The sequence below is a fragment of the Rhodohalobacter halophilus genome, assembly GCF_001715195.1.
GTDB lineage: Bacteria > Bacteroidota > Rhodothermia > Balneolales > Balneolaceae > Rhodohalobacter > Rhodohalobacter halophilus.
Genome location: NZ_MDWE01000043.1, coordinates 1 through 26,355, shown reverse-complemented (window position 1 = coordinate 26,355; position 26,355 = coordinate 1). Strand labels below are relative to the sequence as shown.

The window sequence follows — 26,355 nt, the reverse complement described above, 5'->3', positions numbered from 1 at the left end:
TTTTATAAAAACTTTATTGAGTGGGTCCATAAAAAAAAGTCACACCTCGTTACAAAGTGTGACTTTACTCTATCTGAAATTACTAAATGAATTAACTGTCGTATCCCAGCTCTTTTTTAATTTCGCGGGCCAGGATCAATCGCTGAATTTCTGAGGTTCCCTCACCGATAGTCATCAGCTTGGAGTCTCTCAAAAATCGTTCAACGTGGTACTCTTTGGTATACCCGTATCCGCCGTGAATTTGAATGGCGTCGAGTGAAGCACGTTCAGATAGTTCGGAAGCAAACAGTTTTGCCATCGAAGCCTCTTTGGTGTAGGGGCGTCCCTGATCTTTCAGCCAAGCAGCTCTGTGCACTAAAAGGCGGGCAGCATCAATCTCCACAGCCATGTTGACCATCTTGTGCTCAATGGCCTGAAAGTCACCGATGGATCGTCCAAACTGCTTCCTTTGCTTGGCGTATTTCATAGACTCTTCAAGCGCACCGCGAGCAATACCTACCGAGAGTGCACCGATGCCAATCCGGCCGCCATCAAGGACCTTCATTGTGTCGATAAATCCTCTTCCTAATTCGCCGAGTAGATTCTCTTCAGGTACTCTGACATTTTCAAGGATGACCTCTGCTGTATCTGATGAGTTCATTCCAAGTTTATGCATTGGTTCACCGGGTTTCACACCCTCCATATCTCGCTCAACAATAAATGCACTGATTCCTTTGGTTCCTTTTGTGGGATCAGTTTTAGCAAGCACTACATAAGTATCACCCACGGTAGCCTGCGTAATAAATGTTTTTGCACCGTTAATAACCCATTCATCCCCCTCTTTAACAGCCACAGTTTTCATATCAGAGGAGTCGCTTCCAGAGCCGGGTTCTGTCAGACACCAAGCTCCCAACTTTTTACCTTGTGCAAGAGGAGTGAGGTACTTTTTCTTTTGAGCGTCATTTCCTGCAAGTGCAATGTGTCCGCTTCCCAATGATGTGTGAGAAGCTACCGTCAATGCAAGGGAAGCATCCCAGCGTGCAATTTCTTCTAATGCAAGGCAGAAACTTACAGTGTCAAATCCTGCACCGCCAAATTTCTCTTCATGATAGATGCCGAGCAGACCCTGTTCAGCAAGTTTTTTTACAATGTCGTGAGGGAATTTTTTACTCGTATCTCGTTCAATTACATTCGGTGCGATGTATCGATTGGCAAAGTCCCGAACTGAGTCGCGAATCATTGCCTGATCGTCAGTCAGGTCAAATGATAGTATGTTCTTTTCAAGTGCGTCAATAGTCATTATAATGTAGTTTTATTTTTGATAACGCTTCCAAAAGGTAACGATTTTTTGCTTGTTATCATTTGCTTTAAGGGAAAAATTTGAAGGGGTATTGGATATTCGTGGCAAAGTTGCCTGGATGCCGGACGTTCTAAGTGAACATAACGTTTAGATCCGAATCGGTTTAAAATATCATGGAACATAATCTCCCGGAATCCATTAGAAAGCATGAACCTCAAAGAATAATAAACCGATAGATTAATCATGTTAAGAAAATATTCATCACTTTTGATCGCACTTACCTTTTTCATTGGAGTAGGCTGTGCCTCACCCGGAAGTTTGGCCTCAGATGAGATTACAGATGTAGCCGGTGTTGTAGTGACTGACGGTTACGATAGAGTGGCTAATGCGGAAGTTTATTTTTCCGGTGACGATTTGAGAACTACAACTTCTACTGACGGTACTTTTACACTCAGGGAAGTAAGCGTAGGATCTCACGAAGTAAACATTTCAACTGAAGGGCAGGGTTCATTTACAAAAACTGTAGAAGTAACAAATGGTGGCACCCGGCTTGAAATTGTTTTGGATTGACAAATAAAATCGATTCAACAAAAAAGCTCTCTTTGGTATGAAAGAGAGCTTTTTTATAGCATAATATTTAGCCAAAATTCCAGGTCACACCCCGTCCAATTTCCGGATCAGGAAACTCCCAGCTTACCGCTCCCTGATCACAAGCATACATGCATGTTCCACACTCTATACAGTCTTCCACCTGAAAGTGTACTTTTCCTTGTTCATCCTTGGTGTAGCACTTTGCAGGACAAACATAGGTTGTACAGTGGTGCGGACAGGTAGAGTTACAAATATCTGTATCAACTTTGATGTGTGGCTTAATCTCAGATTTTGCCTGGTTACGATAGCTTACCAATCCAAGGCGTTCAGGTAAAGTCAGGAGTTTCATTTGAATGTACGTTGAGTTAATTGATATTCTTCGATATTGAGTGAAAACGCAAAAGGTAAAAGTGAAAAAGGAGTCAAGATTATTTTATTGTAAGGATTTGGTGAATTGTGGTTCATATTAATAATAACCTTGAACAAACCTATTAAATCATGTTATCACTTAATCATAAAGACTTAAATGTTTATCAAAAAAGTATTGAGTTAGTGTCTGACATTTATGCTTTGACTCAAAAATTTCCTTCACATGAGAAATATGGTTTAATAAGCCAGATTCGTAGATCTGCGATTTCAATTCCCTCCAATATTGCTGAAGGTGCATCAAGAAAAACAGAAAAATAAAGAAAACGATTTTACGAAATCTCAAGATCATTACTCGTTGAACTTGATACACAAATCGGTATTTCGATAAATCTTGGATATCTGAATAAAACTCAAATTTCAAACCTTGAAGAACTGGCAAACGAAGTATTCGCTATGCTATCAGCAATGGCAAAATAGCTTTAATCTTTTGCGTTTTCAGTTTTCACTTTTGCTAGAGCGCTTTCGCTCCTTTCGCTCCTATCTTAACGAGATCCCAGTATGAAGCGTGTTTTTTAACTGAATCACTAAACATATTTCTCGCTTTCTTTGTAGGCTCGTTTTTGATGCTGAAGAAATTCCGTCCGAAGTCACAGATCAGGTTCGGCATTTTATCTACCATAAACGGATCGTGCAGCAGATGAACGGCATCCTGGAAATTGTTGATATCCTTCATCACATAGCTGTCTTCCAGTGCATCCTGATAGCTCTTCATAGACGCTTCGCTGTAGTCTTCTTTCTCCTTCGCTTTTGTAATCGCTTCAGCCGCAAGAATTCCGGATCGCATCGCATAATCCATTCCCTGGATCGCTTTTCCTGCGTTCATCAACAAATTGGCAGCTTCACCGCAAACCATCAATCCAGCTTTGTAGAGCTTTTCAGGCATCACCCGCTTGTCTCCGGAGGAAACCACATGCGCTGAATACTCCACAACCTCACCGCCGCGAATCATATCAGCAACAGCCGGATGTTTTTTGAAATGGTTCAAAATATCGTATGGTGTTTGCTCCTTTTCACGCAGGTCTTTCAATCCCAATACCAATCCTATGGAGACGGTATCTTTATTGGTATAGAGAAATCCACCGCCTTCTACGCCGTTGGTAGCGTGGCCGACAAACTCATTACTCATTCCGCTTCGGCCATATAACTGAAATCGGTTTTCGAGAACATCCTGATCAAAGCGGATGATCTCCTTTACTCCGGTCAGCATGTGATCGGCCGGAACATATTTATCCTGAAGGCCAACCTGGCGTGTGAGCAGGTTATTGACACCTTCAGCCAGAATGACCGAATCTGCATAAAATTTGTCTTCACCGGTTCGGATTCCCACTACTTTTCCATCCTCTTCCAGTACTTCCTCAACGAGAATGTTGGGAGCCACGAAGGAATCCATGGCAAAGTCACTCTCTGCAATCGCCTCCTCTACTTTACCGGCCAGCCATTTGTCAAATTTAGATCGAAGAACAACGACTCCGGTATAGGGCGGTTCGTTGAAATGCGAGGATTTAAAGTCAACGGAGAATGAGGACTGCTCATCCATGAAGGTGAGCCTTCGGTGGTTTATGAATCGGTCCCAACCGCCATCTTCTTCCTCCCAATAGTTTGGAACCAGCTTGTTCAGGTCACTTCCCCATAAAACCCCGCCGGATACATTTTTGGATCCGGGAAATTCACCCTTTTCAATCAGAAGGAATTTCATGTTGTTTTTGGCGAGTGTCATGGCAGCGGCAAGTCCGGCCACACCGGCACCTACGATGATACAGTCAAATTTTTCGTCCATAGTGATTTAGTCGTGGGTCATGAGAGGTGAGTCTTGAGATGAGGGAGTAGAATCCTTTCAACTCAAGACTCGTGTCTCAAATCTAATTCTGTTTGATTTTTTTGAGCTCTTCGATGAATGGAGGCAGAATTTTGTAAAGGTCTCCAACGAGTCCATAGTCTGCTATATCGAAGATAGGGGCGTCAGGGTCTTTGTTGATGGCTACAATTACTTTACTGTTTGCCATACCGGCAACGTGCTGAATAGCACCTGAAATGGCAACGCCGATATAAAGCTGAGGAGAAACCACTTTACCGGTTTGTCCGATCTGAAGACTTGGATCGTAATCACCGGCTTCTGTTAATGCCCGAGAAGCGCCAATTCCGGCGTTCAGAACAGAAGCAAGTTCTGAGATCATGTTACGTCCCTCTTCATCTTTCACACCGCGACCGGCGGCAACCACAACTTCCGCTTCAGAGAGATCAACCCTATCAGAAGAAGAGCTGATAATCTCTTTCAGGGTAATTCGAAGTTCTTCTTCGTTAAAACTAAAGTCGATCGCTTCAACAGAAGCGTCACTTGACTTTTCCACTACGTCATATGATCCGGATCGAACGGAAATAATCACAGGAGTTCCGGTTGCTTCAACAGAGGAGATAATTTTTGAAGCCATGACCGGACGCTTTCCCTTCACGCCGTTCTCGGTCAGTTCAAATTCAGACATATCGCTGAGGGCGCCGGCTTCTTTGTTTGCAGCCAGTGCGCCAAGAATATCTTTAGAGCTCTCGGTGGAAGCGAATGCAACCAATTGCGGATTAATATGATCCACAGCAATAGAAAGTGCCTTCAACACAGGTGTGTTCAGGTGATTTTTGAAAATCGGATTTTCAATAGTGTAGATGGCATCCGGGCCGTAACTTTTAAGCTGTTCGGCAATTTCACCTGCATTTGCATCAACAACCAATGCGGCAGATGTCAATCCGTTGGCTTCGGCAAGTTCATTACATCGGGATAACACTTCAAGAGATGAACGTTTAATTTTCCCGTCATTTACTGAGATAACAGTTAGTAGAGTACTCATGGAATAATTTCTTTTTAGTTAAATAACGTTTTCTTCGGAATCGAGCAGTTTGGCAACCTCACGAGCAATTTCCTCAGGTTCCCCTTCATATTTTTTACCGGGCTCGCGTTTAGGCTTCTCTTCAAACCCAAGCACTTTGGTTTTAACCTCCTCGGATGCAGCATCTGCTGCAAAATCATCGAGAGAAATTGTATCAACCGGCTTTCTTTTGGACTGCATGATTCCTTTCAGACTCGGAATTCGCGGATCGTTCATATCATTTGAGCAGGTGACCAGACCGGGAGAAGGAAGTTCAATCATCTCTTGGCCGGCATCTCCCTGGCGCTTTACAAGAATTGAACCATCGCTATATTCAAGCCCAACAGCATTGGTTGCGTACGGAAGATTTAGAAGCTCCGCAAGCATCGGCCCGGTCAGTCCTGCGTCGGTGTCCTGGCTCTGCTTACCACAGGAGATAAAATCGTATTCTTTGTCAGAAAAGAATTTGGCTAAAATTTTCGCATAGGAGTAGGAGTCAAACTCCTCATCTCCGTTGGTTACAATGTGAGTTCCTTTATCGGCGCCCATTGCCAGTGCTTTTCGGAGGGTCTCTTTAGCTTTTTCGGGACCCGCTAACACTACTTCAACTTCGCCGCCATGTTTTTCACTTAATACCAGTGCCTCTTCTACGGCTGAAGCGTCATAAGCGTTCAGTATATTTCGGTCTGCATCTTGAATTAGTTGGCCGTCTTTTATTTGCAGGGGAGCGTTCACATCGGGTACTTGCTTAATACAAACGTAGAATTTCATGCTTGATGGTTTATTTTTCGGTTAGCGTATGAAACCGCTTTTTTAGCGTTTTTTTAATATACAAAACGTGTATTAAAAAACTGCATCGGATTCCATTCTGCCCGCCTTCAAAATCGAAGTTGGAAGAATCTTTCAGCTTACCTATCATCTAACAAGTTTGAAGGAACTTGACTATGCCCAACAAAAATTTCATCTACATATTTCTGCTCACTTTTATCGCCGGATGCGATGTATTCAATTTCGATGAGGAGGCGCTGATTTACCCCACACAGCTGGAGCCTTACGAGATGGAGCAGCTAACGGAACTCAATGAACAATTTCAAGCCTCCAATGATCATATTTGTTCAACACTTAACCGATATGGATTGACCGGGTTTAGTGATGTGCTTTTTGAAGGGCAGAGCAGTCCATGCCTGAATCGAGAACCGGTACGAATTGAGTTGACAGAACCGGATACTCTACTATCACTGGCTGTTGAGACACTTGTAATGAATGAGGGTTTTACCGGGGTTACTGATCCGGATAAGCTGGAGCTGAGTGAAATGGAACCGCTCCGAGGTTGTATCATCTGTGAAGGGCCAAATATTGATAGCCGTATTATTGAGTGGAAATTCGTGTTTAATTCGCAGCAGATTAATGAGTTGGATGTTCATGATTCCTCTATCACCGTAATTGTGGATGGCTTGGGTGTGAACAGAATTTGGGGGAACTGGTACAATGATCCATATATCCCATCAAGGGCAAATTACCTACCCGACGAGATCGTAGAAAAGCTGGACGGTCAGACCATTGAGTGGATAGAGGATGGTGAACTCTTTGAGCATACAATTTTGGCAGATTCTCTCAACATCCCTACTGAAAAAACGATCATTCCATTCGAAAACAGCGAAAACGGAAACCTTGAACTGCGTGCCGGCTGGAGAATTGAAGTGCCAAGCAATCAGGTGCCATTTGGCGGTTGGGCCGTTTTTGGTGATAAAATTGATGGCAGAATTCTTTTGGTAGATAAGCTCAGGAAAGAGAATAATTTTGGCCCAATTTCAGATAGCCGGGAAAAGTTTGTAACAAATTAGAGACTCATTACTCTTGTTTACGTGTACGTACGGGTAAATTTCGAAATGCTCATAATAATAGGAGTGAACATTGAAGCGAGTTCTCATAGTTGAAGATGATCTGATTATTTCTCTGACCACCGAAAAAATGGTTGAAAAACTCGGGTATCAGGTAGTTGGTTCAGTTACATCAGGTGAAGAGGCTGTACGGGCAGCTCAGGAAAATCAGCCCGACGTTATTCTGATGGATATTAGATTAAACGGGAGTATGGACGGTATAGAGGCCACACAAGAAATTTTGAATAGAATGAATAATATCCGGGTTATTTATGTAACCGGTAATACAGATCAGGCCTATCGGGAACGTGCCGAAAAAACCGGGTATGAAGCTTACCTCATCAAACCGCTTCGCATGGAAGATTTAAAATCAATTATCTGATTGGTCGATTTCTGCTCGATTAAGCATTATATTCTTTCTCAATTTTCCGGAGGATGGTTAATCGAATAAATTTTGGCACTGATAAAAAAAACTTCACTACTGCGAGATAGTCTGCTGGTTATCATTACCATTGTGGTTGGCACCAGCTGGATTTACGATCTACAGATCGAAGAGCGTGTTATTGCGGTTCGGTACCTGATTCTTGCATCTGCCGGATTTATTTCATTTGTAACTCCTTACCTTCTGTTCCCCGATTCCAATTCAAAATTGATACAGTTGGGAAATATCAGCGATTCAGAATTACTGAACTATCTCTCCGGCAAAACATCAAAAATCTATAAATTTTTCTATCTCTTTATCTTTGTGATGATGTTTGCCGATGTTAGTTCTCCGGCAGGCAGCCTGGTGATAAAGCTGGTTTATTCACTCTACGCCATGCTTATGGTTGCGGGGCTTCACTACACGGCACTGTTTCTCTATCTGAAAGTGGGTCCTCAATCACAGTTCTGGCAGGAGAGCCAAAAAGGGCAGGAGCTGAGAAGAAAAGTTGCTGAATATGCAAAATACCCAATTGATCCGGGTGCCATCCCCAGCTTGTTGAATACGGTGTTACTCGCCGCATTAGGTATGTCACTGCTTGTGATTGCAACATTACTGGGTAATTCATTTGGACATTTTGCTGAGTTAACGATTGGTTTTTTGTTGATTGCATTTGGCAGATACAAATTCTTCCGGGGCAGTAAACACCCGGAAAAAAGATATTATCACACAAACAGCTTCTTTAGCGAGTTTTTTGGAGAATCAGCCGGCGAAGATTCAATTACTGCTCGCCGCAAAGTTGAACAACTGTGGTGGGTGCCATCAAAATTACGGGCCAACGTATGGCAGTTTTTGCAGCAGACAGATCGTAAGCTCCCTGCCGGCAGAGTTGTTGCTGCCGGACATATTTTAGTCTGGCTGGTTGCATATCAAAGGCCGGATGATCAGTTTATGATAGGAGTCTGGGCACTGTTCGCAGTGACACACCATCTATTTATACTGCAAGCCGTGCAAACGTCATTCTCGCCTATGTGGTTATTGCGGTGGATGAGCTCTCCTATGGTTTGGCTGTTTAGCTGGTTTTGGATGCAGATGCGGTGGCTGCTTCCTCTCACAGTCAGTATGAACGCACAGCTCTTTATTTTTGGTGTTCCCGGTTGGAGATATCAGGGAATTGTGTTGTCTATTTACCTAATTACAGCTTTAGCCGTTTCAGCCGCAGGAGTTTTCAGGCTTAAAAAAAGTATGACATAAACTATGTTAGAGATCGAAAAACTGACAAAACAGTATAAACCGGGGCGCCCAATTTTTTCAGATTATTCAAATCGAATTGAAGAGGGTAAAGCCATTGGAGTTGTTGGTCCGAACGGTTCAGGTAAAACAACTTTTCTGAGGATTTTATCTGTGAACTCATTTCCAACCAGCGGCACTGTTTTGTATGATGGAGTGAATATTCACAAACATCCGGCAGATTACCTGCAGCATGTAGGTCTTGTACATGATGAAGAGACTTTGCCACACCATCTTACGGCATCCGAACTGCTTGAATGGATCCTGAGAAATCGAAAAAAGTGGAGTGAGCACTCTTCAACAGACATAAGAGATATGTTTGATCGTCTTGCACTGGATGCCCGGGATGAACAGATTGGAACGTTTTCGACCGGGATGAAGAAAAAAACTCAAATTGCAGCTGCACTTATCGCAGCTCCTCAGATCTTAATTATGGATGAGCCGCTGCGCGGGCTGGATAAAGATACCCGGGAAGTGGTTATGGAGTTACTGAAAGAGGCAAAAGCTGAGAATACAACAATTTTAATGTCTTCTCACTACATGGATGAAGAGAGTTTATTATTTGATGAAATGATTCAATTTCCTCTTTAGTTTATACCCACTGAAAATCCAATCGACGTCTATCATTTTAAACTAAAAATTATTAAACAAAACGAATGGCAGAATTGACCCTCCCCGAAGTTGAACTAAATATTTACGGACCCAAAGATCCCGTAGAAGTTACGGTTGTTGAAAATTATGTTGTAACAAAAGAGTCCAGCCCAAACTTTGTGAGGCACATTACTTTTGATATTTCAGGAACAGATCTTGAGGGGCGTGTACAGGTTGGGCAATCCATAGGAATTCTTCCACCCGGCAAAAATGAAAAGGGAAGAGATCATAAGCTTCGTCTCTACTCAGTCTCATCACCAACGGCCGGGGAGAACGGGCAGCGTCATTTAATCTCAACTACTGTAAAGCGTACAATTGAGGAGATTGATAATAAACTCTATGTTGGAGTTGCCTCAAATTATCTGGCCGATCTGCAACCGGGTGATAAAGTAAAAATGACCGGGCCGAGCGGGAAACGATTTCTTCTGCCTGAAAATGCAAAAGAGTTCAATTATCTCTTTTTTGCCACAGGAACCGGGATTGCCCCGTTTCGGGGAATGATTATGGAGCTATTTGAGAAAGGAGACTATCAAAACGACTGTGCACTGATTTTTGGATGTCCTTATCGAACGGATTTACTCTATTCAGACTATTTTGAACAGATGGCATCCGAACACAGTAATTTTCACTATCTGAAGAGTATTTCAAGAGAGAATCGACGCAAAGACGGCTCCAAACATTATGTTCAAACAAAACTGACGGATGAGGAAGAGCTGCTTTTCCCAATTCTGAAGAAAGAAAATACGCTGATCTATATATGCGGACTCAAGGGAATGGAAACAGGGATCTATATCGAATTGCTGCGTCTTGGGTTGGAAGAGTATCTGGACATTCGCAAGAAGCTTCCTGAGGATCTGAATGAAATTCCCCGAGATAAAATTAAGAGATTCATCAAACCGTCTGATCGAACTTTTGAAGAGGTCTATTGACCGCTTCTTTTTGATTTCTGCTTGATCAGAAATTTCAGCTCTTTTTCGAACGCGGTTTCTGTATCAGTGGTGTAGTAGGATGAGGGGTTGATAAACCCCGGATGAACGGAATATCGCTTGTAGAAATCTGAATAACGCTGAATGTATTTCACAGCAGAACGTTCACCTACCGGTTGAGGTCCTTTTAACTTAAACTGACCGGTGATCAGGTGTTTTGACAGGGGCAGTTTATACAGGCCGGTTTTGTAAAGCAGGGATTGAACTCTATTTGGTGCAGACGAACCTGTACAGTTCTCCTGACTCAGCCCGATATTAATCAGGGTGATTTCTATAACTCCTCCGTTTAGTCCATTGATTCGATGCTTTAATAAGGGGTTTTGAACTCCGGTTATCTTTAAAAAAAGCCAGATAAATGGATAAAGCAGTAAGTAGCTTGTATATAAAAGAATCCCGGCAAACTTTTCCGTTGTTCTCTTTAATGAAACACTTCGATTTTCAAGCTCGTGATAGAATAGATCCGTTGTTGGCCCTTTTAATTCATTGACCGGGACAAAGGATTTTTTCATAGTAAAGATCTCTTCCTGAATGGAAGGTGAAATACCTCTGCCAGGAGAAACCTGTCGGTTAAAGGTTGATTGCATGTTATCTGTTGAGAACTAAAATTTACGAACACATTATCTGTTTGAGGCTCTCCCTTGTAAGAGTATTTATCCCTTAAAATGTTTCAAATCTTATTTACGAATCTCAAAGTTCTTTAAAGATACAAATTTATAGGGTCTGATTCTTCCGCCAAACAGATCAGTATAAACTTGTGTAAACACCGCACCAAGAAGAATGGTCTGGATGTTGTAGTAAACCCATATAATGAAAACAACAAGTGACCCTGCCGCGCGATAGGTTGCCTCGATACCTGTTGTAGTAAAAAACAGACCGATCAAATATTTGCCGATCAAGAAGAGTATTGTGGTAACCAGTGCACCTACCATAACATCTATCCACCGTGCATGCACATCCGGCAGTATTCTAAAAATGAGTGTGAAAAAACTGACAGCAAAAAGGATCGTAATAATTTGTGCAATCACACCATACATATCAATTTCAAACGCCGGAAATAATTCCTGAAAATAAGATGCTGCGATTGCCAGTAGCAGCTCAGCAACGAGTGAGGTGAGCAGAAGAAGACTGAGCACGATTATCATTCCAAATGATAAGAGCCGATTCAGAAGAAAGTGCCACGCAGAGTTGATCTTAATCTCATCCACGTTCCAGATTTTATTCAGTGTTGTTTTAATCTGGCTGATTACCGTAGTTGCACCGAATATCACAGTACCGGCAGCTATAATCGTGGTGATAAATCCGGTATGTTGCTGCTGCTGTGTAGTGATGTATCCAATCAAATTATCAAGAAGTGCTTCGTCCAGGTAGTCACCGAGATATTCTGTAAGTTGTCCGGAAACGATCTCTTCACTCAAGAATATGCCTCCAAAATATACAACCAGTATAATTAGAGGTGTGATGGAGAAAATGGTGTAGAAAGCAATTGCGGCCCCTCTTGTCATAATCTCATCATCAGCTGCCTTTTTAAAGGTGCGCAGGAGCAGTACTTGCAGCTCTCTAAGTAACGTTTTTACTCTATTTGGCAATGGCATTCAGAACAGTTTCAACCTCTTCAAATGAATTGTAATAATGCGGGGCAACGCGCAGCATCCCTTCCCGAGAAGATATTGTAATATTCCGCTTTTTGAGAGATTCTACAAACGCATCACTGTCTTTTATATCTTTATGGCTAAAGGTAACAATCCCTGCTCTCTGCGTTCTGTTTACCGGACTGATGAGCACTACTTTATTATTTGAGCTGAGATTTTCTGTTAAGTATTCGGTTAGATTTGTGATCTGTCGGGTAATTCGTTCAGGACCGATTTCAATCAGATTTTTAAGAGATGCATTCATCCCAACCAGCCCAATCATATTGGGAGTTCCTGTTTCCAGATGCTGCGAAACCGGCAGCCAATTCTGTTCAAAGCTGGAGAGTGCCCATGGCTCCTCAACGGACAACCATCCGGTTTTGGCCGGCCGAAGGTGTTGGGCAAGCTGTTCAGAGAGGTAGAGAAAACCGGACCCCATAGGGCTCATCAGCCATTTATGGCCGCCGGTTGCCAGTGCGTCAATATTGCACAGCTGAACATCAATTTTACCGGCTCCCAGATACTGAATGGCATCCACAACAAAAATAATGTTATTTTCGGAGCATATTTTTCCAATTGCTTCCAGGTTGGCTTTAAAACCTGTGAGGTATTGAACAGCACTGATGGATAACAGTTTTGTCTTTGGGGTGATGTTCTCCTTAACCATTTCCGGGGTCACCACATTGTTGCGAGGTTCGATGTATCGAATATTAACTCCACGGCGCTCAAGAATTCGATATGGCTGTACATTGGATGGAAACTCCATTCGATTGAGCAGAATTTCGTCGCCCGATTCCCAGTTCACTCCTTCAGCAACCGCCGAAATTCCATCTGAAGTGTTCCCCATAAAGCTAATTTGATCGGGAGATTCAGCATTGATGTAGTCGGCCAGTAGTTCCCGGGTTTCTGCAACTACACTCATTCCAAACTCTATGTTGTCAATCTTTCCTGAACTGCGGTTATCCAGAAAGTGGTCTATGGCCCTTCTTACTTTCGCAGAAATTGGGCTGATAGCCGCATGGTTCAGATAAATATGTCCCGTTTGCAGGTGGGGGAAGTTGTTGCGAATTCGGTCAACCTCCTGAGGTTCAAATGCAGATTTTTTCATGTTCTTACTTCTTTGGTGATTCGATTTGTGTGACACCGGCGCTTACGGCAAATTTCATGGCTTCCGAAGGTTCTATCTTCAGGATTTGTACCCGGCTTGGTTCAACCAGGAATAAATTACCTGAAAAGTTGTATGAGTGAGGACAGTAAACAGCAACGCGGTCTTGAATGTTCAGAATAGTTAAATCACGTTCTGTGATGAACCCGATTCGGTCAACTCCTTCTGTAAGTGTAACAATGACCGGTTTATTGAATTTCTTTTTATCGCCGAGAAATGCCTCACTGAAGTCTTTAAATGCCGTGTAGATGATTTTGATAAACGGAATTCTAGACATCAGGTTCTCAAAAAAAGTAACAATGGGGCGGGTAAGTGCTGTGGAGATAATGAAGCCGAGCAGGGCGATCACTATCAGCGATGTGAGAAATCCAAGCCCGGGAATCTGGAAGGGTAGCCACCCGAATAGAATGGGATTTACGGCGGAATCGAGCCAGTTAATTAATACCACAATCACAAAAATGGTAGCATAGAGGGGGAAAATAAACAGAAGTCCTCTCAGGAAATAGTTAAGCAGTGTTTTCATCATGCATTGATTCGGTTTTTAAATGAATCAATATAGCAATGAATCGGCAAGCTGCCACGTCCGAAACTTTGAATGAGGTTATGATGAAAAATTGCTATTTTAAGAAGCTTAAGACAAAATGTATCGATCTAATTTTTTGAAGAATTTTTTATGTCATTGAAAACGGCTGCTCAAATTCGAAATGAGTTCTTGGAATTTTTTAGGGAGAAAGAACATCTGATTGTAGACAGCGCTCCTGTTGTACCCAAAAATGACCCGTCGCTACTTTTCACCAACGCCGGGATGAATCAGTTCAAACCGATCTTTTTAGGTGAACAGGACGGGCTAAAAGCCGATGGGAAAGTATGGAAACGAGCGGCCGATACCCAGCGCTGTATCCGAGTGAGCGGTAAGCACAATGATCTGGAGGAGGTGGGGCACGACACATACCACCACACGCTGTTCGAAATGCTCGGAAACTGGTCGTTTGGAGATTATTTTAAAGAGCAAGCCATCGAGTGGGCGTGGGAGCTGATGGTGGACCAATGGGGGCTCGACCCCGACAGGCTTTACGCTACGGTTTTTGAAGGCGATGAATCCGACGGACTACCGGCCGATGATGAATCTGCAAACCTCTGGAAAGAGAAGACCTCCATCAACCCCGACCATGTTCTGAAGTTTGATAAAAAGGACAATTTTTGGGAAATGGGAGAAACCGGCCCGTGCGGTCCCTGCTCAGAAGTTCATATCGATTTACGATCTGATGAGGAGCGTAAAAAGAAGCCGGGAGCTGAACTGGTTAATATGGATGATCCCCGCGTGATGGAGATCTGGAACCTTGTATTTATTCAGTTCAATCGGCAGGAGGACGGTTCTCTCGTTAAGCTGCCGGCACAACATGTAGATACCGGAATGGGTTTCGAAAGGATTTGTGCTGTGCTTCAGGGGAAAACATCCAACTACGATACAGATGTTTTTCAGCCAATCATCCAAAAAATTGCTGAACTGGCCGGTAAAAAATATGGATCAGTTGAGGAGACCGATATCGCCATGAGGGTGATTGCGGATCATATTCGTGCGGTTAGCTTTTCAATTATGGATGGAGCATCGCCTTCGAATGAGGGACGAGGATATGTTATCCGGAGGATTTTACGACGGGCTATCCGTTACGGCTGGGATCGTCTCGATTTCAAAAAACCGTTTCTGAGTCAGCTTGTTCCCGTTCTTGCAGATCAATTTGCGGATGTTTTTCCTGAACTGGACGGGCAAGTTGAATTTATTCAGAACGTAATCCTATCTGAAGAGAAAAGTTTTCTTAAGACACTGGGGCAGGGGATTGAGCTGTTCAACAACATGGTTGACGGGACAAAGAAGATCTCGGGTGATGATGCATTTAAGCTTCATGATACCTACGGTTTTCCGATTGACTTGACTGAGCTGATGGCTCGTGAGAAAGGTGTAGAAGTGGATACGGACCGGTTTGATGAATTGATGAAGGAGCAGCGTGAGCGAGCACGTTCTGCCGGTAAATTTGCTGTATCACAAAAGAGTGATCTGAACTGGAAAACCATCAAAGAGGGTCAATCTGAGTTTGTGGGATATGATGAAGTACATGTTCAAACTGAGATACTTGCAACCGCGCAAAGTGAGAAGCAGAAAATTATCCTCCTGGAAAAAACCCCGTTTTATGCAGAATCAGGCGGTCAGGTTGCTGATATTGGAATGATCAAAAATGATTCCGAAACAATTCAGGTGCAAGATGTTCAAAAATCGGATGACGGACATCTGCACTACGTGGATAAGCTCCCGGCCAATCCTTCCGGAAGCTGGACTGCAGAAATTGATGTATTGCGCAGAAAAGAGATTGAAAAACATCACTCTGCAACTCACATCATGCACGCCGCGCTGAGAAATGTTTTAGGGGATCATGTGGCTCAGAAAGGATCTTTGGTGGCTCCGGATCGATTGCGATTTGACTTTTCACACTTCGAGGCGCTGACCCGAGATGAACTCGACCGAATAGAGGCGGAAGTAAATGAGAAGATTCAGGAAAACATTCCTCTTCTTGAAGAGCGAAACGTTCCGATTGATACAGCCAGAGAGCGTGGTGCAATGATGCTGTTTGGGGAAAAATATGGCGATAAGGTTCGTGTTATCACTTTTGATCCCAACTACTCTGTTGAACTTTGCGGCGGTACGCATGTAGATGCATCCGGAAAAATCGGGTATTTTAGATTTACAGATGAATCTTCTGCCGCTGCCGGAGTGCGCAGGGTGGAAGCGGTAACCGGGAAAGCAGCGGATCAAAAACTGCGATCTGAACACAAAGTGCTGAAGAAAGTGCAGGCTCTGCTTGGAAATCAGAAAGAGATTTTGACAGGCATTGAATCTCTGATTGAGAAGAATAAAGAGCTTGAAAAAGAACTGGACAAACTGCGCCAGGCCCAAGCCGGTAACTCTCTTGAACAGATACTGCAAAACGGAAAGGAGATTTCCGGTGTTAACCTCTATACAGGGAATGTTGCAGGTGCCAATATGGACACGCTGAAACAACTCGGTTACGACGCACTTGCCAAGACAAAGGTGAATAGCGTTGTCGTTTTGGCGGCAGAAAACATTGAAGAAGGAAAAGTTTATTTAATGGCTGCGGTAACCGATGACCTGATTGAGAGTGGTCTCAAGGCGGGAGCTATGGTGTCACAGCTTGGTAAAATTGTTGGTGGCGGCGGCGGAGGACAGCCTAATTTGGCTACAGCCGGTGGACGTTTCCCTGAAAAGATAGATGAAGCTTTCCAAAAAGCTGAGGAGCTAATCCGGACTCAACTTTAATTTGAGATTTGGGTATCTGTAAACTTCTCAAATAATGGGTATATTTAACACAAATTTGAAAATGAATAACGGTTAACTGTAAGTATGGCGAAGAAAAAAGAAAAAGAGGCTATTTTTACTCCCATAGGAATTGAAAATGGCAAAAATGGCCAAGTTGAAAAATCAGTAGATCTGCCTGATCCAACAGATAAATCACATAAAGATTTAGGTCTGTCAGACGATGATGTTATTAATATGTTTGAACAGATGTTCCTTCAGCGTCGCTTTGAAGAACGTGCGATGCAGATGTACCAAAAAGGAAAATTTGGTGGATTCCTTCACCTGTATATAGGCCAGGAGGCAGTTTCAACCGGAACCGTTCATGCACTAAATGATGACGACGATATCATCACTGCATATCGTGACCATGGCTGGGGATTAATGAGGGGTGTTTCAGCAAAAGAGGGAATGGCTGAGCTTTACGGTAAAGCCACAGGATGCTCAAAAGGAAAAGGCGGCTCCATGCACTTCGCAAATGTTGAGCAGCACTTTTGGGGCGGTTATGGAATTGTGGGGGGGCACATACCCATTGGCGGCGGTTTAGCTTTTGCAAACAAGTACCAGGAGAATAACCGTGTTACGGCCACATTCTTTGGTGATGGCGCTGTTGACCAGGGTGCTCTGCACGAAACATTGAATATGAGTCAGCTTTGGAAGCTACCTTGTATTTACGTTGTCGAGAATAACGGTTACTCTATGGGAACTGCCGCCCGACGTCACACCGTGAATGAGATCCATGAGCGGGCGAAAGGGTACGGTATGAAAAGTGCTGTGTTTAATGGAATGGATGCACTTACCGTTTATGAAAACATGAAGGAAATCGCAGACGAAGTGCGAAAAGACAGTATGCCATGGTTTGTTGAAATTCGAACCTATCGTTATCGCGGACACTCCATGTCAGATCCTCAGAAGTATCGGACAAAGGAAGAGTTGGAGCAGTATCAAAAAGTAGATCCTGTTGAGCGCATGAAGACATACCTGCTGGACAACAAAATAGCGAAGAAGAAAGATATTGAAAAAATCCAGGAACGAATAGAGGATGAAGTGCTTGAGGCAATTGATTTTGCAGAAGAGTCAGATTTTCCAGGCGATGAGGCACTCTACGAAGATATGTTTGCCGATACCCCTCACTTTCATGACAGAAAGTAAAACGATTCTAAAAGAAATTTTAAATACAACGAATTAAGAAAAATGGCTGAATTACAATTTAGAGAAGCAATTCGCGACGCGATGGACGAGGAGATGGCGCGTGATGAGAAAGTCTTTTTGATGGGCGAGGAAGTTGCTGAATACAACGGCGCGTACAAGGTATCGGAAGGGCTACTCGATAAGTATGGTTTTAAGCGTGTTATTGATACTCCAATTTCTGAGCTTGGATTTGCCGGAATTGGTGTGGGGGCAGCTATGAACGGACTTCGCCCCATTGTGGAGTTTATGACGTTTAACTTTGCTGTGCTTGCAGCTGATCAAATTATTAACCACGCATCAAAAGCCAGGTACATGCTTGGCGGGCAGTTAAATACTCCAATCGTATTTAGAGGCCCGAATGCATCTGCCGGTCAGCTTGGCGCTACTCACTCTGTTGCATACGATTCCATGTACGCTCAGTTTCCCGGTCTGTCTGTTATCTATCCATCTGAACCCGATGATGCGAAAGGACTGCTGAAATCTGCTATCCGGAATGATGATGCGGTTCTGTTTATGGAGTCGGAGCAGATGTATGGTATGAAGGGTGAGGTCTCCGATGAGGAAGACTACATCATCCCGATAGGTAAAGGTAAGATTAAACGGGAGGGTGACGACGTAACCGTTGTGGCTACCGGAAAAATGTATCATATTGCAAAGCAGGCGGCGAATCAGCTTGCTAAAGATGGGGTGGAAGTAGAAATTATAGATCCACGGACTATCAAGCCGCTTGATATTGAATTGATTGTTGAGTCGATCAAAAAGACTAACCGATGCGTAATTGTGGATGAATCTCATCCGTTTGGCGGTCTGGCTTCAGAGGTTGGATTTTTAATTCAACGGGAAGCATTTGATTATCTGGATGCTCCGGTTCGAAGAGTAACACTGCCGGATGTAAATGCACCGTTTTCCAAACCACTGTTTGATCTGTGGCTGCCGGATGCGAAGCAGGTGATTGATGCTGTTAATACAGTTACTTACAGAAATTAATTGTTGTAATTCATCAGAAATTTCATGAAATATTTTCTGATGTTTAATCTGCTGAAAACTATTTAAACAGAATTAGGATAAATAATTATGGCGATAAAAATTGAGATGCCAAAGTTAAGCGATACCATGGAAGAAGGGGTTATCGCTAAATGGAATATCAGTGAAGGGGACAAGGTAGAATCCGGCGATGTAATAGCCGAAGTTGAAACGGACAAAGCTACCATGGAAGTGGAAGCTTTTGACCCGGGAACAGTACTCAAAATTTTAGTTGATGAAGGCGACGCTGTTCCCCTTGGCGGAATTATGGCCATTGTGGGTGAAGAAGGAGAGGATATCAGTGATCTTCTTAAGGAAGCTGAATCAGCTAACGGTAGTGGATCTGCCTCGGACGATAAGGAAGACGATAAGTCTGAGAAAAAAGAGAAGAAATCATCCGACAAAAAAGAATTTGATCCGATACTGGAAGATGTTGACTCCAAAGAGGATAAAAAAGAAAAATCAGGCCAGGCCGATGATGATGGCAGAATTAAAGCCTCTCCGTTAGCCAGAAAAATGGCAGAGGAGAAAGGAATAAAACTTTCTGATGTTGACGGTTCAGGTCCGGATGGACGAATTATTAAGCGTGATATTGAAAGTTATGAGCCTTCCGCAGCGAAAGAAGAATCAGTTGTTCAGGCACCTGATTTTGCATCTGAGGAAGATGAAGAGATCAAAATTTCGCAAATGCGTAAAGCAATTGCCCGACGACTCAGCGAGAGCAAGTTTAACAATCCGCACTTCTATGAGACGATTGACATCGACATGGAAAAAGCGATTGAGGCCCGGTCAGCACTAAATGAAATCAGTGATGTGAAGATCAGCTTTAATGATATTGTTGTGAAAGCTTCTGCGATGGCTCTCCGCAAGCATCCTGAAATTAACTCATCATGGCTTGGTGATACTATTCGTAAACATGGTGATGTGAATGTAGCTGTAGCAGTGGCAATCGATGAAGGACTGATGACACCTGTTTTAAATCATACCGATAAGAAAACGCTGCAGCAGATCTCCTCTGAAACAAGAGAATTGGCAGGGTTGGCCCGCGACCGTAAATTACAACCAGAGCAGATGGAAGGAAGTACATTTACGATCAGTAATCTTGGAATGTTTGGAATTGAAGAGTTTACTGCGATTATTAATCCGCCAAATGCATGTATACTCGCGGTTGGTGCTATTCGTGATGTACCGGTAGTGAAAGACGGTCAGGTTGTGCCCGGTAAGAGAATGAAGGTGACACTTTCCAGTGATCACAGAATTGTAGACGGTGCAAAAGCCGCACAATTCCTCAATACATTGCGAACAATGATGGAGAATCCATTAGCTATGATGCTCTGAGAATAATTTCAAAGCTAGTTTAATGAAGGCCGGGTGATTTTTGTCATCCGGCCTTTTTTGTTTTAAATATCGACTACAAGCCACTTAAACAGTAACTATTTTCTTTCCATCTTGTATTCCACGCCTTTCCTAATACTGATTTCACAGCTACCAATCCGCTCATCTGAAAGTCTAATAAGTGTAAAAATCAAAGTCTCTTAACACCTAAAGCCGTTTTTGAGAGAGTCTTCTTAGCTCATCAAAAATTAGATTTTTATAATATTAATAAATTCTAATATATTACTGTTGAAACAAGAATGCTTTAGAGAGGCAATCATGAAAAAGGGAATTAACATATTGGCCCTGATCATCACAGCATTTACTTTAACTGCTGTAGATGCATTATCACAAGCCAGTTCAACTGCAACCATGCAGGTTCGGGTTGAAGTTGTTAATGGCAGTCAAATCACCAGAAATTATGAAGCGGAAGATACTTCTATTCGAAACGGTGAGACTGTATATGGTGATTTTACGATGAACATTCCTGAAGGGGCTGAAATTCTTACTGAAGCCGGTGATAACGTAGAGTTGACCAATGGACAAGAAGATTGGAAATTAGATGCTGAGATGATAATTGAGAGAGGGGAAGACGGAGAAATTCATCTAAGATTTGTAACCCGAAATAGTAAGAGTGTTAATCGTTCTGGTACTTATCACGGTACCCAGATGGCAACTATACATTACCTCTAATTTGCGCAAGGTAACGTACAGATCTGCTACTCAAGAATAAAAATTTCAAGAGGACGCAGATCTGTACGATTTTTTATCTCTTCGAATTTTTGAAGGAACTCTAACCAGGAACGGAAAAATTCTTGATCATACAGCTGTATTTGATCATCCAGGATTTCAAGAGTCAATCTCCTATCAGTATCTTGCGAATATTTTGATGCAGTGTTTTGATATTCAGAGAGGTTATCTGCGTTTCCTAAATAAATCTTGAAAGTGAGATCGAGTGAATTTTCTTTTTCAGGATCTAACATGACAGGCACATCTTCACTGATAATCTTCATATCTAAGAGAATATTACGAACTTCATCTGCCCTGTCTAAATGATTAAAAGGTCCTGCGTATATAGTGAAAATTTCTTGAGAGGTGTCACTTTTTGCAAAGAATTCAACTCCTGATTTTAAGTTCAATTCCTCTCTGATTTGAACCGATTGATTTTGCTCTGCAGTTGTATCAATGGGTATGACGAATCGTGCATATTGATTCTCAATAGATTCAATATCTATATCGCACTGTCCTACGATAGCATATTGGTTATAGGAATCACGATCGCGGAAGAAAAGAAGTTGAAGCAATGCATTTTCTACTGTTTCAATTGGATCTGTACGAAGCGCAAATAGATCTGTATCGGCATTGTATATTAACTTGACTTCTTCATCTATACGCTCACCAATATTATCTGCGTTTTTCTGAGCTTCATACATATTGCCAAAACTTCCTACCTGAATAGGGTAAAAGCATGAAATTGATTCTTCTATCGTAGGAATTGAAATTTCAACAGGTAATTGATCTGTTTCGGCAGTATCAGCTTCAGTAACAAACTCCTCCTCTTCAAGTATCTCTATGACTTCCGGCTGTGCTGCAGCTTTTGATGTATCTGGATCCTGTTCATGAAGTTCGTACATCATGATTCCACGTGGTCTTATGCCTGTGGCTGCAGTAATAGATTCATTAATATCTCTGATCTCATCCAGGGTTTGAGCACGCTGTTGTGTGACAACTTCAAACTGTCCGTCATTACCTTCAATTACCTGAAGCTCCTGATCCAGTCTGTCTCTATTTTGATCAACGAACGACTGTGCGCTTTCTTCATCATCGAATGACTGAATTCTGATCAAATAAGTAAGATCAGTCGATACAGGAGCAGTAGTTTCTGCTTGGATGGATGCAAGCAGATCGTTGTATCGTTCATCAAAGAAAGTATTGTGAGCAAATCGAATAAGTTCATTTTGTGTAGGAAAAGGACCTACCAAAACTTTGAAACGATCGGTATTTCTGTCTGGATAAATGTACAGATTCTGGAATCCAAGCTCTGACTGTAGCTGATCCCTGAAAGATATTGCCCGGCTTCTGTTATCAAAGGAAGCCAGATTTATATTGAATTCAGCTTCGTCTTCATCATATTCACAATTGTGAAGTATTGCTACCTGAGTAAGCCCACCGGCCCTGAAGTCTGCAATGGTGCGGTTAAGGCTGTCGTTGTCAGACAAATCCGGAGTTTGTACACTATAGAGTCCTGTATTGGAATTAAACTTTATATCAAGTTCAAGGTTTGTAAACTGTTCTGAATGTGACGCAAAATCGATTGCCTCGCTAAAACTTTTGAATGATGATAAATGAATCGAATAGCTACAGTTTTCATTTTGAGGTACAGATATGTCACTTCCATTAAGACCAAGAATTGTCAGTGCTATTACAGGTGTATCAGGTACGGACTCTTTTCGAACCGGATCATCGGACGGTAAAAGAGTCATAGCTAAACCTTCAACAAAATCACCCTCTGCAAGCGGTCGTACTTCAAATTCCAGGGTAGCAACGTCAGGTGTTACGTCCAGAAAATTGAGTTGTGTTGGATCGGGTTCTATAACGTAGTCACCTGGAGGAACTTCGTAAGTGTAGAAGCTTCCATCAGAAAAAGTTCGAATTTCCTCGGTATGAGGTTCTGCTCCTTCTGGAACATTGATTTGTCTCAGATAAAGTCGAAGTCCGCCCAGACCACTCATTTCGCCATTTGGCATCTGACGTTCAATTTTCCCTTCAACAATACCTGACATGTAAAGAGGTATCTCAATCAGCTTATATTGATTGGGATCTGTAACAATGGAAAATTGCTCCAGTTCCGGCACCAGCAGAGGATTAGATATTGATCCCTTATTTACCGTCATGTTGTACTGCCTGTAAGGCTGAAGCTGGGATATGTAGTGTACATTCTCCTTCGAAAAGCTATTACCTCCGGCACGGTCAATACGAATTGCATTATCAGGGATTAGTTCATCCCCTTCATCATAACGGCCGCTATTGTTACTGTCTACATACATACGTACGGCTACACCCGAGCGGCCAACCTGCTGTCGGTTTGTGAAATGAAAATTGTTATGGTTTGAGTCGTAACCTACGGATCCTCTCAGGCTCTGTGTAAGCGTAGTGCTGTTACGGGTAGAACGAACAGTAGTGTTAGATCGAATAGAATTGAAATCGAATGTTAAAGAGAAGCGGAAGAGATTAAAGTCACCGATAAAATTACGTCCAGCTGAAAATTGGAGACGACCTCTTCTTGTAATATTTCTGCTAAACTGTATTTCCGCATCTTCAAACCGTGAAATTGACGGAATAAAGTTTGTTTGGGCTCTTATAAAAAGACTTCGTAAAGGAGAGGGAATGTCCCTGCTTCGTGAGAAATTATAGGTAACCGAAGAATTCAAACGTGCAACAGGTGTCGTATCAAATGAGAGCCTGCCGAGTTGAGTGTCCCGGTAACCAAAGCGCAGATTAGCTCTTCCAATACGGGTATTGAAATCTACTCTATAGCGCGTGACAGCTCCGGTTTCGCGCTGTTCATTGGTCACAGACCAACGTAAAAACAGTGGCCAGTCTCCAATACTGAATGGAGTGAAGAGATTGGCCCGGATAGAAGATTGGTTTCGACTGCTGTTATAAATTCCGCCTTGTGTATTGTAGTATGTGTAATCAAGGTTTAGGCTGGTATTATTTGGGTAGATGACGCTTCCACTTGCCCGATAAAAAGCATTATTTGCTGCTTCAAATGAAAGAAGGTAGCTGTCGGAAACCCTAGATGAGATTCGTCCTGTAAAGGTCGGCAGGTCATCATGAAAATCTTCGAAATATTCTACACCTCCCGTCGCTGTAAATCGATCTGTGAGACCGGCGCTTACATTTGCTTTAGAAACAAGTCCGCGTTCTGTTGATCCTGCAATCGGATTATCAATACGTCCGGCATTAATGGTGTAATTAACCTCTCCGGGTGGTAAAAAATTAAACGGTATCTGAAGCCGGGCATCTCGTACAGTAAGTTGGCCGGTGGGACTGTAAGCCCTGATTGTGTAGTTAGATGTACCATACGTGAGAGGTATGGTAAAACGGTATGAGCCACTTCCATCAGCTTGAGTGAAATCAATAAGAGTATTGTTTCGATAGAGCTCAACCTCTGAGTCGGGATCTACATTTCCGGTAAATACGGTTTCATCATAAAGGTAACGCGGTTCGATGGGTTCATTGGTCAAGCGAATTCCGGTATAGGCCACCGGTGCAAGTCCTTCCGCAGTTGTTTGACCCGCGATAACCGAACTCACCCAATCATTATTACGAACACCATACCGCCAGCGAAGACCACTGGAGCGCAAAGATGAAGCGTTTTGGGAATAACTGCCAAAAATTGTCCCCTGCAGATCACCGCCAATGATTTCAGCTCCAATATTTGTACTATATAGATAACTGTTGGTTGTTTGGTTGATATTCGCGGTAAGATTGTAATCTACAAAGCCGCCATTGACAACACTCTTGTTGCGATCGAACCGAAGTGGATAAAAGTCTCTGCGTAACTCTCTTTGTGTGCGAAGAAGTCTTTCACGCCGCTGCTCTCGCTCTTGCTGAGCTACTATAGGCATTGTATCGGGAGACTCAAGAGAAATAGCCAGATTGCTAAAATCTACAATGAACTCCATGTCAAACAGTTCATAATAGATATCCGGCACAAGGTAGTACCCAAAATCCGTGATGATGTAATCATCGGCGGTTAACAGTATTTCCTGATCCAAAAATCGTGCTTGTCGGGAATCGAGGTTAATCACATATCTGCCTTTTCCCAGGTAATTGCCGGACACCGTCAGTGAACCCTGATCAATGCTAAAATCGATGCGAAGAGACTCAAAGAGATCAGAAACAGAAAGGTAAAATTTGTCCTGATCGTAAATTGCAGAGACGTATGTGTTAACTACGCCCTGGTGGCGGAATTGAAGGAATACCTCCTGGTCTGCACTTTGAGCCTCTGCCGAATCATAAATCGAAAAGCTCAGCGACAGAAGGGTAAGATGTGCTATCAGAAGGCATTTTTTAATCACTCAATGGAAAATGTTGTTCGCTCACTTACTTCAGAAATCTGCAGCAAGTTTTGCGATGAAATATCATTTCGTTGCGATTCAAAAGTTGTTTCGACGGTATATTCACCTGCCGGCCAATTAGAAACATCAAACTCGACACGCTGATTATTTTGGAAATAGACAGACGTGGATGAGCGGCGGGAATCAATTTGTTCTCCGCTGGAATTAAGTACTCTGGTTTCAACACTCCCGATAAAAGGTGAGTTCCCGGTTCGTTCTACGTTGGTAAGTATAACAAGCCTGCCATCTTCAACAGAGGCTTGTGAACTGTGAATATCAAGGCCTGTTCTTGCATCACCATGTTGAACCAATACAGCTGTTACCTGATCTATCTGAAATGAAACCTGGGCTGCAACCTGTCCTTCCGCAACTTCACCAATCGGAGGTGTTAGTTGATTGGACGATACTCGCATTCGGGTCCAATACATTCCCGGATCAGAACTTTGTGGAATTCTTCCGACAAGCCGAACAGTCTGACGTTCACCCGGCTGTAAAACAAAGGTGGTTGGAAAAGCCCGTAAATGTGGGACTAATGAGAATTTCTCTTCTGCTTCTTCGTCTTCGTAATTAAGAAAAACGCGTCCGTCTTCATCCGTGGCAGGGTAGGCAAATTCAAACCCAAGCCGTACTTCTACTGCACTGTTAGATGGATTAGAGACATAAAAGGAGCCAACCTTACTGTTTTTATCTAAAAATACAGCTGTTGGAGAGATCGTTACCTGAGCCTGAACAGAGACGGCAAAAAGTAACAGCAGGACAAATGGAAGTGTAAGCAGACGAATTTTCATGAGCTAATCTATTTATTCAGCAAATATGGCTGAATTTACAAATAAAAAAACCCCCACGAAATAGTGGGGGTTTTAAATTCATTTACTTAAGAATTAAAAGCTGGTGTAGCTTATGCTGATCGTACCGGACCCGCTATAATTTCCAGGAGTTGTGAGAGTTCCAGTATTATCACTTGCCTGATAAAGTGTACCACCAACAAATAGTCTGATAGTACCAGTTCCTGATCCATCGTTTAGCAATACAACACTATCTTCGCTTGTAAATGCGTTTGCTGCTGTGGCATCATTTAAATCTGTACCTGCTGTTGTTG

22 protein-coding genes and 2 pseudogenes are annotated in these 26,355 nt (G+C 42.7%); 12 read left to right on the top strand and 12 right to left on the bottom strand.

What is annotated here, in order from left to right; genetic code table 11:
* Nucleotides 1–91: 91 nt before the first annotated feature.
* The gene (locus BG260_RS11620) at nucleotides 92–1,279 is read right to left on the bottom strand and encodes an acyl-CoA dehydrogenase family protein (RefSeq protein ID WP_069132857.1); all 1,188 of its coding nucleotides are present in this window, start codon (nucleotides 1,277–1,279) and stop codon (nucleotides 92–94) included.
* 243 nt (nucleotides 1,280–1,522) lie between these two features.
* Here BG260_RS11620 and BG260_RS11610 point away from each other — a divergent pair, with 243 nt between their 5' ends.
* Nucleotides 1,523–1,849 carry a carboxypeptidase regulatory-like domain-containing protein gene (locus BG260_RS11610; RefSeq protein ID WP_069132853.1) on the top strand — a complete coding sequence of 109 codons (327 nt, stop codon included), beginning with the start codon at nucleotides 1,523–1,525 and terminating at the stop codon, nucleotides 1,847–1,849.
* A gap of 67 nt (nucleotides 1,850–1,916) precedes the next feature.
* On the opposite strand, the gene BG260_RS11605 is transcribed toward BG260_RS11610, so the two are convergent.
* Nucleotides 1,917–2,219, bottom strand: coding sequence for a ferredoxin family protein (locus BG260_RS11605; protein WP_176719488.1), 303 nt, complete (start codon nucleotides 2,217–2,219; stop codon nucleotides 1,917–1,919).
* Between the two features lie 149 nt (nucleotides 2,220–2,368).
* Here BG260_RS11605 and BG260_RS14405 point away from each other — a divergent pair.
* A pseudogene (locus BG260_RS14405) lies at nucleotides 2,369–2,716 on the top strand (four helix bundle protein).
* Nucleotides 2,717–2,750: 34 nt separating this feature from the next.
* Here BG260_RS14405 and BG260_RS11595 read toward each other — a convergent pair.
* The 3 genes from BG260_RS11595 to BG260_RS11585 all read right to left on the bottom strand — a co-directional run bounded on the left by BG260_RS11595 (nucleotide 2,751) and on the right by BG260_RS11585 (nucleotide 5,925).
* Nucleotides 2,751–4,076, bottom strand: coding sequence for an FAD-dependent oxidoreductase (locus BG260_RS11595; RefSeq protein WP_069132851.1), 1,326 nt, complete (start codon nucleotides 4,074–4,076; stop codon nucleotides 2,751–2,753).
* An 82-nt stretch (nucleotides 4,077–4,158) separates the two neighbouring features.
* Nucleotides 4,159–5,136: an electron transfer flavoprotein subunit alpha/FixB family protein gene (locus BG260_RS11590; protein WP_069132849.1), complete on the bottom strand. Its 978-nt coding sequence runs from the start codon at nucleotides 5,134–5,136 to the stop codon at nucleotides 4,159–4,161.
* Nucleotides 5,137–5,154: 18 nt separating this feature from the next.
* Nucleotides 5,155–5,925, bottom strand: a complete 771-nt coding sequence (locus tag BG260_RS11585) for an electron transfer flavoprotein subunit beta/FixA family protein (protein ID WP_069132847.1) — start codon at nucleotides 5,923–5,925, stop codon at nucleotides 5,155–5,157.
* A 173-nt stretch (nucleotides 5,926–6,098) separates the two neighbouring features.
* On the opposite strand from BG260_RS11585, the gene BG260_RS11580 reads away from it, so the two are divergent.
* From BG260_RS11580 to BG260_RS11565, 5 genes are all read left to right on the top strand, one after another.
* A complete protein-coding gene (locus BG260_RS11580) occupies nucleotides 6,099–6,998 on the top strand; it encodes a hypothetical protein (RefSeq protein ID WP_069132845.1) in 900 nt (299 codons plus the stop codon).
* A gap of 70 nt (nucleotides 6,999–7,068) precedes the next feature.
* Nucleotides 7,069–7,416, top strand: a complete 348-nt coding sequence (locus BG260_RS11575; protein WP_069132843.1) for a response regulator — start codon at nucleotides 7,069–7,071, stop codon at nucleotides 7,414–7,416.
* A gap of 72 nt (nucleotides 7,417–7,488) precedes the next feature.
* Nucleotides 7,489–8,709 carry a hypothetical protein gene (locus BG260_RS13960; RefSeq protein WP_083750291.1) on the top strand — a complete coding sequence of 407 codons (1,221 nt, stop codon included), beginning with the start codon at nucleotides 7,489–7,491 and terminating at the stop codon, nucleotides 8,707–8,709.
* Between the two features lie 3 nt (nucleotides 8,710–8,712).
* Entirely contained in the window at nucleotides 8,713–9,336 is a 624-nt protein-coding gene (locus tag BG260_RS11570) for an ABC transporter ATP-binding protein (protein ID WP_083750290.1), read from the top strand.
* 65 nt (nucleotides 9,337–9,401) lie between these two features.
* Nucleotides 9,402–10,325 carry an FAD-binding oxidoreductase gene (locus tag BG260_RS11565; protein ID WP_069132841.1) on the top strand — a complete coding sequence of 308 codons (924 nt, stop codon included), beginning with the start codon at nucleotides 9,402–9,404 and terminating at the stop codon, nucleotides 10,323–10,325.
* On the opposite strand, the gene BG260_RS11560 is transcribed toward BG260_RS11565, so the two are convergent.
* The 4 genes from BG260_RS11560 to BG260_RS11545 all read right to left on the bottom strand — a co-directional run bounded on the left by BG260_RS11560 (nucleotide 10,319) and on the right by BG260_RS11545 (nucleotide 13,701).
* On the bottom strand, nucleotides 10,319–10,891 hold the full coding sequence (locus BG260_RS11560) for a hypothetical protein (RefSeq protein ID WP_141691591.1): 573 nt from the start codon (nucleotides 10,889–10,891) through the stop codon (nucleotides 10,319–10,321). The genes BG260_RS11565 and BG260_RS11560 overlap by 7 nt on opposite strands.
* A 165-nt stretch (nucleotides 10,892–11,056) precedes the next feature.
* On the bottom strand, nucleotides 11,057–11,974 hold the full coding sequence (locus BG260_RS11555) for a YihY/virulence factor BrkB family protein (protein WP_069132837.1): 918 nt from the start codon (nucleotides 11,972–11,974) through the stop codon (nucleotides 11,057–11,059).
* Nucleotides 11,958–13,118, bottom strand: a complete 1,161-nt coding sequence (locus BG260_RS11550) for an aminotransferase class V-fold PLP-dependent enzyme (protein WP_069132836.1) — start codon at nucleotides 13,116–13,118, stop codon at nucleotides 11,958–11,960. The genes BG260_RS11555 and BG260_RS11550 overlap by 17 nt, the downstream gene beginning before the upstream one ends.
* A gap of 4 nt (nucleotides 13,119–13,122) precedes the next feature.
* Nucleotides 13,123–13,701: a DUF502 domain-containing protein gene (locus BG260_RS11545; RefSeq protein ID WP_083750289.1), complete on the bottom strand. Its 579-nt coding sequence runs from the start codon at nucleotides 13,699–13,701 to the stop codon at nucleotides 13,123–13,125.
* A 147-nt stretch (nucleotides 13,702–13,848) separates the two neighbouring features.
* Here BG260_RS11545 and alaS point away from each other — a divergent pair, with 147 nt between their 5' ends.
* The 5 genes and pseudogenes from alaS (at nucleotide 13,849) to BG260_RS11520 (ending at nucleotide 20,823) form a co-directional block, all read left to right on the top strand.
* Nucleotides 13,849–16,506, top strand: coding sequence for an alanine--tRNA ligase (gene alaS, locus BG260_RS11540; protein WP_069132834.1), 2,658 nt, complete (start codon nucleotides 13,849–13,851; stop codon nucleotides 16,504–16,506).
* Nucleotides 16,507–16,590: 84 nt separating this feature from the next.
* Entirely contained in the window at nucleotides 16,591–17,694 is a 1,104-nt protein-coding gene (gene pdhA, locus BG260_RS11535) for a pyruvate dehydrogenase (acetyl-transferring) E1 component subunit alpha (protein ID WP_083750288.1), read from the top strand.
* 27 nt (nucleotides 17,695–17,721) lie between these two features.
* A pseudogene (locus BG260_RS11530) lies at nucleotides 17,722–18,720 on the top strand (pyruvate dehydrogenase complex E1 component subunit beta); the annotation flags it as partial.
* Nucleotides 18,721–18,807: 87 nt separating this feature from the next.
* Nucleotides 18,808–20,094: a pyruvate dehydrogenase complex dihydrolipoamide acetyltransferase gene (locus BG260_RS11525; protein WP_069132830.1), complete on the top strand. Its 1,287-nt coding sequence runs from the start codon at nucleotides 18,808–18,810 to the stop codon at nucleotides 20,092–20,094.
* Nucleotides 20,095–20,379: 285 nt separating this feature from the next.
* Nucleotides 20,380–20,823 (top strand): hypothetical protein, encoded by a 444-nt coding sequence (locus BG260_RS11520; protein ID WP_176719487.1) that lies wholly within the window; start codon nucleotides 20,380–20,382, stop codon nucleotides 20,821–20,823.
* A 26-nt stretch (nucleotides 20,824–20,849) separates the two neighbouring features.
* Here the strand turns inward: BG260_RS11520 and BG260_RS11515 are convergent, their stop codons facing one another.
* From BG260_RS11515 to BG260_RS14280, 3 genes are all read right to left on the bottom strand, one after another.
* A complete protein-coding gene (locus BG260_RS11515; RefSeq protein ID WP_069132826.1) occupies nucleotides 20,850–25,217 on the bottom strand; it encodes an SPOR domain-containing protein in 4,368 nt (1,455 codons plus the stop codon).
* The gene (locus BG260_RS11510; protein WP_069132824.1) at nucleotides 25,214–26,044 is read right to left on the bottom strand and encodes a fimbrial biogenesis chaperone; all 831 of its coding nucleotides are present in this window, start codon (nucleotides 26,042–26,044) and stop codon (nucleotides 25,214–25,216) included. Before BG260_RS11510 ends, BG260_RS11515 begins: the two co-directional genes overlap by 4 nt.
* Nucleotides 26,045–26,137: 93 nt before the next feature.
* Nucleotides 26,138–26,355 (bottom strand): hypothetical protein (locus BG260_RS14280; protein ID WP_218089764.1); only part of this gene is annotated, 218 nt, incomplete at its 5' end.

Coding starts and splice junctions, on each gene's coding strand:
- pdhA (WP_083750288.1), top strand. CDS start 16,591: ATGGCGAAGAAAAAAGAAAAAGAGGCTATTTTTACTCCCATAGGAATT.
- BG260_RS11555 (WP_069132837.1), bottom strand. CDS start 11,974: ATGCCATTGCCAAATAGAGTAAAAACGTTACTTAGAGAGCTGCAAGTA.
- BG260_RS11590 (WP_069132849.1), bottom strand. CDS start 5,136: ATGAGTACTCTACTAACTGTTATCTCAGTAAATGACGGGAAAATTAAA.
- BG260_RS11525 (WP_069132830.1), top strand. CDS start 18,808: ATGGCGATAAAAATTGAGATGCCAAAGTTAAGCGATACCATGGAAGAA.
- BG260_RS11560 (WP_141691591.1), bottom strand. CDS start 10,891: ATGAAAAAATCCTTTGTCCCGGTCAATGAATTAAAAGGGCCAACAACG.
- BG260_RS11545 (WP_083750289.1), bottom strand. CDS start 13,701: ATGATGAAAACACTGCTTAACTATTTCCTGAGAGGACTTCTGTTTATT.
- BG260_RS11510 (WP_069132824.1), bottom strand. CDS start 26,044: ATGAAAATTCGTCTGCTTACACTTCCATTTGTCCTGCTGTTACTTTTT.
- BG260_RS11550 (WP_069132836.1), bottom strand. CDS start 13,118: ATGAAAAAATCTGCATTTGAACCTCAGGAGGTTGACCGAATTCGCAAC.
- BG260_RS11620 (WP_069132857.1), bottom strand. CDS start 1,279: ATGACTATTGACGCACTTGAAAAGAACATACTATCATTTGACCTGACT.
- BG260_RS11605 (WP_176719488.1), bottom strand. CDS start 2,219: ATGAAACTCCTGACTTTACCTGAACGCCTTGGATTGGTAAGCTATCGT.
- BG260_RS11585 (WP_069132847.1), bottom strand. CDS start 5,925: ATGAAATTCTACGTTTGTATTAAGCAAGTACCCGATGTGAACGCTCCC.
- BG260_RS11595 (WP_069132851.1), bottom strand. CDS start 4,076: ATGGACGAAAAATTTGACTGTATCATCGTAGGTGCCGGTGTGGCCGGA.
- BG260_RS11580 (WP_069132845.1), top strand. CDS start 6,099: ATGCCCAACAAAAATTTCATCTACATATTTCTGCTCACTTTTATCGCC.
- BG260_RS11570 (WP_083750290.1), top strand. CDS start 8,713: ATGTTAGAGATCGAAAAACTGACAAAACAGTATAAACCGGGGCGCCCA.
- BG260_RS11565 (WP_069132841.1), top strand. CDS start 9,402: ATGGCAGAATTGACCCTCCCCGAAGTTGAACTAAATATTTACGGACCC.
- BG260_RS11610 (WP_069132853.1), top strand. CDS start 1,523: ATGTTAAGAAAATATTCATCACTTTTGATCGCACTTACCTTTTTCATT.
- alaS (WP_069132834.1), top strand. CDS start 13,849: ATGTCATTGAAAACGGCTGCTCAAATTCGAAATGAGTTCTTGGAATTT.